This window comes from Corynebacterium sp. UMB4614, from assembly GCF_030217065.1.
Classification (GTDB): Bacteria; Actinomycetota; Actinomycetes; order Mycobacteriales; family Mycobacteriaceae; genus Corynebacterium.
In genome coordinates this window covers 1-9,717 of the sequence record NZ_JASONC010000033.1, presented here as the reverse complement: position 1 = coordinate 9,717, position 9,717 = coordinate 1, and the positions used below count along the sequence as shown (strand labels likewise).

The window sequence follows — 9,717 nt, the reverse complement described above, 5'->3', positions numbered from 1 at the left end:
GCGTCAGAGTAGACTGCATCATCATGTTCCAAGTCATGTATAAAAAATCAAACAAATTCCACACACACAATGTGTGTTAGAACCGTTGATCTGCTTGGTTCATCACGCTATTGAGTTCTCAAACAACATATGCACACAACACTCCACAACCACAACACTGTGGCGCTTCACGTTGAGGCGGATTCCGAGCCTATCACCCACATGAACCAGAAGCAAACCGGAGGAAAACTCACGATTACTCACCGTTCACCAAAGCTTGGTGATAAGGAAACAAGACCGAAGGGGAACCCAACCACCCGGCATCAGCGCCGGCGGCCTTGCAGATCAATAATCTACACACACCCCACAACAAACACAAAACCCCAGGTCAGAGTTCGTTCTGACCCAGGGTATCGATGCTTATGCCCCGCGTTAAGCGGTAACCGCCTGCGCTGCTAGCGCCCCACCCGGCGAATGTCCGCGCCGAGACTACGCAGCGTGCCCACGAAGTCCTCGTAGCCACGATCGATGTGATAGACGTCGTGGACCTCGGTCTCACCATCGGCAATCAGCCCGGCGAGCACCAGCCCCACCCCGGCACGGATATCCGAGGACCACACCGGTGCAGACGACAACTGACGTCCTCCCCTAATAACCACGTGGTGACCATCGACGCTGGCGTCCGCGCCAAGACGGACGAGCTCGTCGACGAAGCGGAAGCGGGATTCGAAGATGTTCTCCGTGATCACGCTCATTCCCTCCGAGGCCACGCAAAGCGCGATCGCCATCGGCTGCAGATCAGTCGGAAAGCCGGGGAAAGGAAGAGTCTGATAATCCACCGCGGTGGGCTTAGATTCCTGCACCACGCGGAAGCCAGTCGGGTAGGTCTCCACGCGTGCGCCGGCGAGCTTGAGCTTCTCCAGCGGAAGGTGCAGGTGCTGCGGGTCGATGCCGCCAACGGTGACGTCCCCCTGGGTGATCGCCGCAGCATACGCCCACGTGCCGGCGACGATGCGGTCACCGACCACCTCGTGCTCGACCGGGTGCAGCTTCTCCACCCCGGTGACGGTGATGACGTTCGATCCCCCGCCCTCGACCTTCGCGCCCATTTCGTTGAGCATGTTGCACAGGTCGACGATTTCCGGTTCGCGGGCCGCGTTATCCAAAACGGTGACGCCATTAGCCAGAACCGCTGCGGTCAAGATGTTCTCCGTCGCTCCGACCGAGGGGAAGTCGAGCTTGATTTCAGCTCCGTGCAGGCCACTGGTCTCTGCAACCACGCAACCGTGCTCAATGCGGGTGGTGGCTCCGAGCGTCTCCAGTCCGGTCTGGTGCATATCGAGGGGGCGGGAGCCGATGGCGTCGCCGCCGGGGAGAGCGACTCGCGCACGGTGGCAGCGTGCGGTCAGTGGGCCAAGGACGGCGACGGATGCGCGGAACTGGCGGACAGCGTCGAAGTCGGCGTCGTGATTGATCTCCGCCGGGACGTCGATGACGACGGTGCCGCCGTCGAGCTCGACGTCGCAGCCGAGGCCCCGAAGGACGTCCGCCATGTAGGGGACGTCCGAGATCTGCGGGCAGTTCTTCAGGACGGTCCGGCCCTCGGCGAGCATGGCGGCGCTCATGAGTTTAAGCACGCTGTTTTTCGCGCCGCTGACTTTCACTGCGCCCTGCAGCCGGGCGCCTCCATTCACCACAAAACTGTCGTTCACAACAGCCAAGGATACGCGTTAAAACCTTCCAGAGCTGCCGACCGACGTCCCGTGGGGTGATGTGTGGAAATACGGCGGGGCGATGAATGCCCCGCGTAACCACTGGGTTTTAAGGCAGTGCGCCGATGCGGCGGGCAGCATTGACGGCCTCATAGCGGGTGTGGGCACCAAGCTTGCGCATGACGGAGCGCAGGTAGCTCTTCACGGTTTCCGCGCCGATGCCCATCTCCTCCGCGGCCTCGACGTTCGTGTGGCCGAGGGCGACGCAGGACAGGACGTCCAGCTCGCGGGCAGACAACTTGGTGGTCTGCTTGACGCGGACTGGGGAAACCATCTGGGTGCACAGCGCCTCCAGGTCGCGGCGGAGGGTCTCGTCCTCCACGCGGCTGGCGAGCATACGCAGCTTGGAGTGGGTCGCGCGGACCTGCTCCCATTCGGCGCTATTCAACGAGCCGGAGGGCTTCGGGGCGTCCTCGGCAGCCTTGCCTTCCGAGGCTGCCTGCGCGGGCTCACCGGAGGCACGCTCGCGCATCGCCTCGTTGATGGCGAGCTCCTGCTCGAGGCAGCGGGCGGTCATGGTGACTTCCTCCAGGACTTTATCCCCCAGGCGAGCTCGGGAGTGGATGCCGGCGTAAAGAACGCCCCGCAGCGAACGGCTCACGATCACTGGCACGGCAACGAGCGAGTGCAGGCCTTCATCGCAAATGAGGGAGTCGTACTCGTGACTGATGGCCTTGGCTCGGGTGTAGTCGGAGACACCTACCGGACGCCGGGTGGCCATAACGCGTCCACCGACGCCTGCTGCGCTGACCACCTCGAGGTTTTCCAACGCGGGGGTACGAAGCCCGATCCAGTTGACGATCTGGAGCTTCTTCGGGCTTTTGACTTCCCCGTACATGGTGACGGGGATTGCCGTTTGCGCCTTGAGGTAGTCCAGAGCCTTCTGGACTGCCTGATCGTCATCGCTAAGACGCCGCTTTTCCACGGATCACTCCCTTGTGCGTGGGAAGTCCACCGCGCAGGGCGCGGCGCTTCCCCAGCGACCAACCACGAGCACCGGTTTAGCGCGGCCGATGCTCCTGGCACTGTTACTCAGCGGCCCGGCCGGCGCGGGGCGCCAAAACGGGCCGAAGTTTTTCCACCAAACACTCCCCCTTTTAGGGGTTAGCAGGTAGTCAAGCAAAGTATAGATCACCCGCTAACTACCCCCAAAATCCCCCCGCTAAAGCGAAAACCGCCCGTACGCCAAGCCCTTCATCAGGGAACGCACAGGCGGTTAGCAGGATCCATGCGCTGGACCCCACTCACCCGGTTCTTCACGCTAGCGGCGGGATAGCCCCTCCGCTTCGATGCGCGCCAAGCCCTTGTCGATGGTGTTATCCGCATCGCCCAGGATCTTGCGCGCGATCATGCCGCCGACCATCGGAACTGGGACACTCACGTCCACCGATACTTCGATAACAACGTCGCTGGACTGCGGGTCCTTGCGCTGAGGCGTGTAGGTGAAGTGCATGCGCATCTCCCCCAGCCCCTGCGGGAGGGGCATGGCGGTTTCGGCCACGCAGGTCTCCCCCGTCAGCGGTTCCACCGTGGTGGTCTGCTGGAGACGCATCGGCTGTTTCGGCTGCCCCTCGCCCGACTCGCCCGCAGCCCCGTCGGCCGCCTCGGCAGCCACCCCGGCGCCTTCGGCTGCAGCTCCGGCAGGTGTGATCTCGACCTGAAGCTGGGCTGTGACCTGCCCTTCCGGAGTCCGGGCGATGTCCGAGTCGACGATCTCGACCGTGGAGCCATCTGTGGGCTGGTCTACGCGCAGCAGGTACTCCTCGCTGCTCAACACTCCGTGCGCCTCTGCTGGCGAGAGCGCGATCGTCCTCTTGAAGGTCTTCTTCTTAGCCATGTTTCCTAGTGTGCCCCGTCGCTTTCTAAAAACCTAAGCCCACTCACCCCGTAACCGCCGGACGCGCGGCGATCCTTAGCGGTGCTGCCACTCCGGCTTGCGCTTCTCAACGAAGGCGGCCATACCTTCCTTCTGATCCTCCGTGGCAAACAGGGACCAGAAGGCATCGCGCTCGCTGAGCAGTCCCTGGCGCAGGGTGGTCTCGTAGGCGGCATCAACCATGTCGGTCGCGGCGGTGGTAGCAACCTTGGACATGCCCGCAACCTTGGCGGCGACCTCCTGGACCGCCTCGTCGAAGCCCTCGACGGGCAGCACGCGGGATACGAGGCCGGAGCTCTCCGCCTCCTGTGCATCCATCATGCGGCCTGTGAGGATCAGGTCCATCGCCTTGGCCTTGCCCACCGCGCGAGTCAGGCGCTGGGTGCCACCCATGCCCGGGATGATACCCAGGGTGATTTCCGGCTGGCCGAACTTGGCCTTCTCACTCGCCAGCAGGATGTCGCCGATCATCGCAACCTCGCAGCCGCCGCCGAGCGCGAAGCCGTTGACAGCCGTGATGATTGGGGTCGAGACCTGCGCGACGCGCTCCCACTCCAAGAACATCTTCTTCTGACGGATCTCTGGGTAGGTCTCGGACTGCATCTGCTTGATATCAGCGCCCGCGGCGAAGGCCTTATCGCTGCCAGTGATGACAATCGCGCCGATATTCGGGTCCCGATCGAAGCCCTCAACAGCATCCACGACGGCGTGCATGAGTTCGCTGTTGAGTGCGTTGAGAGCCTCCGGGCGATTGAGTCGGATCGTGGCGACGCGGTTATTGGTGCTGGTGAGGATGACGTTCTCGCTCATCGTGACCTCTCTTCTTCTGGGGTATGCGCGTGAAAATGTTTCGCTGTTTTCTTCCGCTGCCCATTGTGCCCATTTTTGTTAGGGACGTCACCAGCTTGGCCAATTCCCGTCTTCACCATTGCCTCACAACCCCAAGGGCGGGTATCATAACAGGTAGACAGATCAGTCTATTTTACTTCAGGCTGATTCGCAACAAGGAAAGGTAAACCAGAAAATGGCAAAGATTTACGAGAACATCACCGAGCTCATCGGCAATACCCCGCTGGTCAAGCTCAACAAGCTCACCGAGGGTTACAAGGCTGATGTGGTACTGAAGATCGAGTCCGCCAACCCAGGCAACTCCGTGAAGGACCGTATTGGTCTGGCTATCGTTCAGGCTGCCGAGGACGCCGGCGAGCTCAAGCCGGGCGGCACCATTATCGAGGCAACTTCCGGTAACACCGGTATCGCACTGGCCATGGTCGGCGCGGCTCGCGGTTACAAGGTTGTACTCACGATGCCAGAGACGATGTCTAACGAGCGTCGCATCATGCTGCGCGCTCTTGGCGCTGAGCTGGTACTCACCCCGGGTTCCGCCGGCATGCAGGGTGCAGTCGATAAGGCCAACGAGTTGGTCGAGTCCACCGAGAACTCCATTCTGGCCAGCCAGTTCAAGAACCCAGCCAACCCGAAGAAGCACTACGAGACCACGGGCCCGGAGATCTTCGAGGACACCGACGGCAATGTGGATATCTTCGTCGCCGGCATCGGCACCGGTGGCACCATTTCCGGCGCCGCGAAGTACCTGAAGGAGAAGAAGGAGAGCATCGAGATCGTCGGCGTCGAGCCGGCCGATTCCCCGCTGCTGACCGAGGGCCGCTTCGGCCCGCACAAGATCCAGGGCCTGGGCACCAACTTCTTCCCGGAGACCCTCGATAAGGACGTCCTCGATCGCGTGATCGACGCCCCTCTCGAGGAAGCTGTGAAGACCGCCCGCGAGCTCGCGGTCACCGAGGGCATCCTGGGCGGTATCTCCGGCGGCGCAGCCGTCTGGGGCGCACTGCAGGAGGCTCAGAAGCCGGAGAACGAGGGTAAGACCATCGTCGCGATCCTGCCGGACTTCGGTGAGCGCTACGTCTCCACCCTGCTCTTCGAGGACCTGCGCGACTAACAGAGGCAATCATCCGGGCTCATTCGAACCCCGGATCCAGCCCGCTCAACCTCTGCACGCCACCGCCGTTGGCCACCCGGAATAAATCTTTCGGGAATACGCCACGGCGGTGGCGTGCTGCATATGATGAGTATGCTTCCCTCCAGCTAATGAATAGGCCCGCTGGGATGCCCATCCTGGCAGCAGAAGGAAGCAAAAAGTCGATGTAAAGAAAGAGGATCGCGTGAGCATTTTTGCCACGATCCGGGAGGATCTGAAGAACGCCCGCCTGCACGACCCCGCCGCACGAGGCGATCTGGAAAATGCCATCGTGTACTCCGGGCTCCACGCCATTTGGGCGCACCGCGTGTCCCACAAGATGTGGAAGCGCGGCTGGAAGGGGCCAGCGCGAATCCTGGCGCAGTTCACCCGCTTCCTGACGGGCATCGAAATTCACCCTGGTGCGACGATTGGTCGGCGCTTCTTCATCGACCACGGCATGGGCATCGTCATCGGCGAGACGACGGAGATTGGCGACGACGTCATGCTCTACCACGGGGTGACCCTCGGCGGACAGGTACTAACTCAGACGAAGCGCCACCCAACGATCGGAAACGGTGTCACTGTGGGCGCGGGCGCGAAGGTGCTGGGCCCGATCACGATTGGCGATAACTCCGCCATTGGTGCCAACGCCGTCGTGACGAAGGACGCGCCCGCTGACTCGATCCTCACCGGTATCCCGGCGAAGGTGCGCCCGCGCCAGAAGGACCAGCGCACCCCGCTGGTGGACGCGGTGCACTGGGTCGCGGAAATGCAGAAGAGGAGCCCCGCCGAGGGATCGGGCGACGCGGGAAAAAATACCGCGAATGAGCCCCAGAGCGCGGCCGGTGGCGACGGCTCGAAGGCCGTCCCGTCGAGCCCCGATAACGACGTCGACGGCGCCGTCTAGGACCTACTCGACGACGAGGTCGCCGTAATCGTCCTGGTTCTTCTCGACGAATCCCGCCACGGCCGAGCAGGTCGGGCGAACCTTCAGCCCCTCCTCGCGGGTGGCATCCAATGCCGCTGCGATGAGGGGCTTTGATAGTCCCTGGCCCCGGAATGCCGGGTCCACGACGGTGTGGTTGAAGTCGCGAACACCGTCGGTGTCCTCGAATGCGGCGAAGCCTGCCTGCTCGCCGCCCACCTCAATGACGAAGCGGTCGGCTTCCTTGCGGACCTGTCGCTGGGTATCGGATGCGGTCATGGCAATCCCCTTTCGCTGGGTTGGATTCGCCCACCGCGCGGGGCAGGCCTTGAACCTGCGATTTTACGCGGGTATGGCTGCCCTCTCAGGCGCTCGAAGGGAATGCAATCGTAAAGCAAAAGCCCCATCCGTTGGGATGGGGCTGGGAGTGTGGCCAGACCCGGGATCGAACCGGGGACCTTTCACTTTTCAGGCGAACGCTCTACCGACTGAGCTATCTGGCCGAGAAGCCTGAGGCTTCACAGCGACCCTGACGAGACTTGAACTCGCGACCTCCGCCGTGACAGGGCGGCGCGCTAACCAACTGCGCCACAGGGCCGTGTGCTATCGCACGAGTGGTAACTATACCCAGCGGTTAACGTGGGCACAAATCACGGCCAACATGCACACATCACAGCAGGTAGATAGGCATTTTAAAGGGCGCCTTTTCGGGCCATGCAAGCTGCTTTTTATAGGTTTTACCCCTCCACCATGGCAGCTTAGCGCTCCCGCAGCTCCGGTACCGATGACACTAATTGGCACTAATCGCAGAGGGTCACCATGTCGATCAGTTTTTCGGGGGCACCGAGGCGGCGCAGCCGAGCATCGGAGAAGCACGGCCCCTGCATGCCGGAGGTGGTCACCCCGTCGGCTTCCACCTCACCCCATTCGGCGCCGTCGAAACGTTCGACCCACACGTGATCAGTGCCGTTACGTCCCGCCCGCATCCATCGCCCATCGCAGTACATGGAGACGATTTCACCGGGTCGGGTGTTCGAGTTGGACTCAAGATAGGGGCACTCGCCCTTCTTCACGCGCTGCGGTTTCGGCCGCGCGCGCTCCCGCTGCGGCTCAGTCCTCTCGTCGGCATCGCCCGAAGCATCGTTCCCCTCCCCTGCACCATCATTCTGAACATCGGACGGCGGCGGGCCAGCCTTGGTGATCGTTTGAGTCACGGTAGGGCGATCGGCTGCGGAATCGCTAGCTTCGCCGGCGCAACTAGCCAACAGCAGTGACAGGCTGAGCGCAGCGAGGCAGGATCCAGTCCGACGAGCGACGCCGAACTGCCGCCGGGACAAGCTTCGGTTGAGGCGCATAACAGGAGTCTGGCACAGCCTTTGGAACTTTTAAGGCCATTGCCAATCTTCAGCTAGGCAGTCGCCCGCTGAAGATGACTCACGAATTCTCCTAGCACCCCACGCTCCCGCATCTGCAATAGGGCGTGGCGGGTCATCTCCATCTGCATAGAGACCGAGCCACCGTCAGCCCGGTGATCCTTCACGATCCGGTCCACACACTGCGCGACGTCCTCCCCTGGCTGCAGCCGCTCCGCCCGCATCCCTGTCTGGAGCCCCTTCTCCGAGGGCAATGCCTTCTTCCCGATGGCTTGCTCCGCGGTGAGCTGTGTATAGGACAGGTTGAAGTAATCCGGCAGCCCAGCGCGCGTCAGATCCCGCATGTAGGCGATGGGCCGCGTAGCAATCGGTACCGGCACGGTCACACTGTCCGGCGTCCGGAACACCCCGGTGGACTTCGTCTTCCGCAGGTATTCCTGCGCACCCGGAACGGCAGCCTCCTCGAAGTACTCGCGCTGCGCCGCACCAGCGACGATGTCCGCAAAAGTCTCCGCATAGAAGCTATCGTTCAGCGACACCGAACCGGAGCCCGACGGGATCAGCATGCCCTGCGAGTTATCGCTCAGCGAACCCTGCTGACCGACAATCACGTGACCATCGGATGTCAGGACCAACGTCGAGGAGCCGATGACATTCGCCGCCTTGCTCTCGATGAGATCGATCAGGACACCGTCGTCCTTGTTGACGATGATGGAGCTGCCGTCGAACAGTAACTCGTCGTACCCCGGGGTGTAGTAGAGGTTGTCGACGACGAGGTTCGACGTGATGTGGTCGAAATAGCCGATGGGGTGCAGCTGGATGACGTGACTCGTCCAGTCGGGGTCGCAGGCCATGCCTAGAAGCTTCCCGTTGAACATCGCACGCCCCTGCGCGTAGTGACGGCGCAAATTCAGGTACTTAAACTGCTCCAGATCCTTCGGCAGCCGGTACCTGTAGGAGGAGAACTCCCATGGCTTCTCCAGGCCACCGTCCTGGATGAACTCATCGACCCGGTCCGAGGCAAGGTATGGGCGACCGTCGACCTCCCGCTTCTCGAAATCGTGCTCACGCTGGTAGTCGGAAAGGCTTGCCGAGGCGATTGTGCGGGACGTGAGCTCCTTGCGTGAACGCACGGCATAGTTGTAGCGCTGGCGGTTTTCGATGCCGATCGTCGCAATCCAGTACAGCAGCACCCCCACCACGATGGCCCCCAAAGTCAGCCACCAGGCGGAGTCAGTGAGAACCTGGGCCTCCGCGAGAGGGTGTCAGGAAGTTTGTGTGTGAGGCTCTGATCTAGAAGGAGTGTCATCGATAATGACTACGGTGTCACCGAAGAAAAACCATGACCCGGCAAAGGTCAATGAGATCAGCGAGAAGCTGATGGAAAATCCTGAGCTCGCCAGCTTGATCAGCGAGCTGTCGGCTTCCGCTGATGATGCAAGCGAGCTGGTCAAAGGCCTGCTGCAGGCATCGATCAACGCTGGTCTGCAGGCGGAGATGGATGCGCATTTGGGCTATAGCCATTCTGACCGCAAGACGAAAGCCCAGGTTGAACCCGTGCACGGCGGCAATCACCGCAATGGGTCGTACACCAAGACCGTCAATTCTGGCTACGGCGCGGTGGACGTGACCGTGCCCAGGGATCGTGCCGGCACGTTTACTCCGAAGATGGTGCCCAAGGGTGCACGCCGGCTCACAGAACTCGACGACATGATCGTCTCGCTATACGCCGGTGGGATGACAGTGCGCGATATCCAGCATCACCTCGTGACCACGCTCGGGGTGGATATGAGTCCGGATACGATCAGCAC

The 9,717-nt window shown here is 61.9% G+C and carries 9 protein-coding genes, 2 tRNA genes and 1 pseudogene; 3 read left to right on the top strand and 9 right to left on the bottom strand.

Going from position 1 to position 9,717, the window contains the following annotated elements:
• Positions 1–434: 434 nt before the first annotated feature.
• The 4 genes from murA to QP413_RS09555 form a co-directional block, all read right to left on the bottom strand.
• Positions 435–1,691 (bottom strand): UDP-N-acetylglucosamine 1-carboxyvinyltransferase, encoded by a 1,257-nt coding sequence (gene murA / locus QP413_RS09570; protein ID WP_070760150.1) that lies wholly within the window; start codon positions 1,689–1,691, stop codon positions 435–437.
• Positions 1,692–1,800: 109 nt separating this feature from the next.
• Positions 1,801–2,676, bottom strand: a complete 876-nt coding sequence (ramA, locus tag QP413_RS09565) for an acetate metabolism transcriptional regulator RamA (protein WP_284781559.1) — start codon at positions 2,674–2,676, stop codon at positions 1,801–1,803.
• 336 nt (positions 2,677–3,012) lie between these two features.
• Complete coding sequence (locus QP413_RS09560; protein ID WP_284781558.1) at positions 3,013–3,588, bottom strand: DUF2505 family protein; 576 nt, start codon at positions 3,586–3,588, stop codon at positions 3,013–3,015.
• A gap of 75 nt (positions 3,589–3,663) precedes the next feature.
• Positions 3,664–4,437: an enoyl-CoA hydratase-related protein gene (locus QP413_RS09555; RefSeq protein WP_148812823.1), complete on the bottom strand. Its 774-nt coding sequence runs from the start codon at positions 4,435–4,437 to the stop codon at positions 3,664–3,666.
• A gap of 214 nt (positions 4,438–4,651) precedes the next feature.
• Between QP413_RS09555 and cysK the strand changes: the two genes are divergently transcribed.
• Positions 4,652–5,587: a cysteine synthase A gene (gene cysK, locus QP413_RS09550; protein WP_012360828.1), complete on the top strand. Its 936-nt coding sequence runs from the start codon at positions 4,652–4,654 to the stop codon at positions 5,585–5,587.
• 223 nt (positions 5,588–5,810) lie between these two features.
• A pseudogene (gene epsC, locus QP413_RS09545) lies at positions 5,811–6,383 on the top strand (serine O-acetyltransferase EpsC); the annotation flags it as partial.
• 135 nt (positions 6,384–6,518) lie between these two features.
• Here epsC and QP413_RS09540 read toward each other — a convergent pair.
• From QP413_RS09540 to QP413_RS09520, 5 genes are all read right to left on the bottom strand, one after another.
• On the bottom strand, positions 6,519–6,812 hold the full coding sequence (locus tag QP413_RS09540) for a GNAT family N-acetyltransferase (protein WP_284781557.1): 294 nt from the start codon (positions 6,810–6,812) through the stop codon (positions 6,519–6,521).
• A gap of 151 nt (positions 6,813–6,963) precedes the next feature.
• A tRNA-Phe gene (locus QP413_RS09535) sits at positions 6,964–7,036 on the bottom strand.
• 21 nt (positions 7,037–7,057) lie between these two features.
• A tRNA-Asp gene (locus QP413_RS09530) sits at positions 7,058–7,131 on the bottom strand.
• Between the two features lie 202 nt (positions 7,132–7,333).
• Positions 7,334–7,747, bottom strand: a complete 414-nt coding sequence (locus QP413_RS09525; protein ID WP_041628515.1) for a hypothetical protein — start codon at positions 7,745–7,747, stop codon at positions 7,334–7,336.
• Between the two features lie 194 nt (positions 7,748–7,941).
• A complete protein-coding gene (locus QP413_RS09520) occupies positions 7,942–9,120 on the bottom strand; it encodes a hypothetical protein (protein ID WP_262369257.1) in 1,179 nt (392 codons plus the stop codon).
• Positions 9,121–9,220: 100 nt separating this feature from the next.
• Between QP413_RS09520 and QP413_RS09515 the strand changes: the two genes are divergently transcribed.
• The coding region (locus QP413_RS09515; RefSeq protein WP_284781556.1) for a transposase at positions 9,221–9,717 on the top strand (497 nt) is incomplete at its 3' end.

Bases quoted from the DNA above. Each gene is read 5' to 3' on its own strand.
- QP413_RS09555 (WP_148812823.1), bottom strand. From the start codon at position 4,437: ATGAGCGAGAACGTCATCCTCACCAGCACCAATAACCGCGTCGCCACG.
- QP413_RS09540 (WP_284781557.1), bottom strand. From the start codon at position 6,812: ATGACCGCATCCGATACCCAGCGACAGGTCCGCAAGGAAGCCGACCGC.
- QP413_RS09560 (WP_284781558.1), bottom strand. From the start codon at position 3,588: ATGGCTAAGAAGAAGACCTTCAAGAGGACGATCGCGCTCTCGCCAGCA.
- cysK (WP_012360828.1), top strand. From the start codon at position 4,652: ATGGCAAAGATTTACGAGAACATCACCGAGCTCATCGGCAATACCCCG.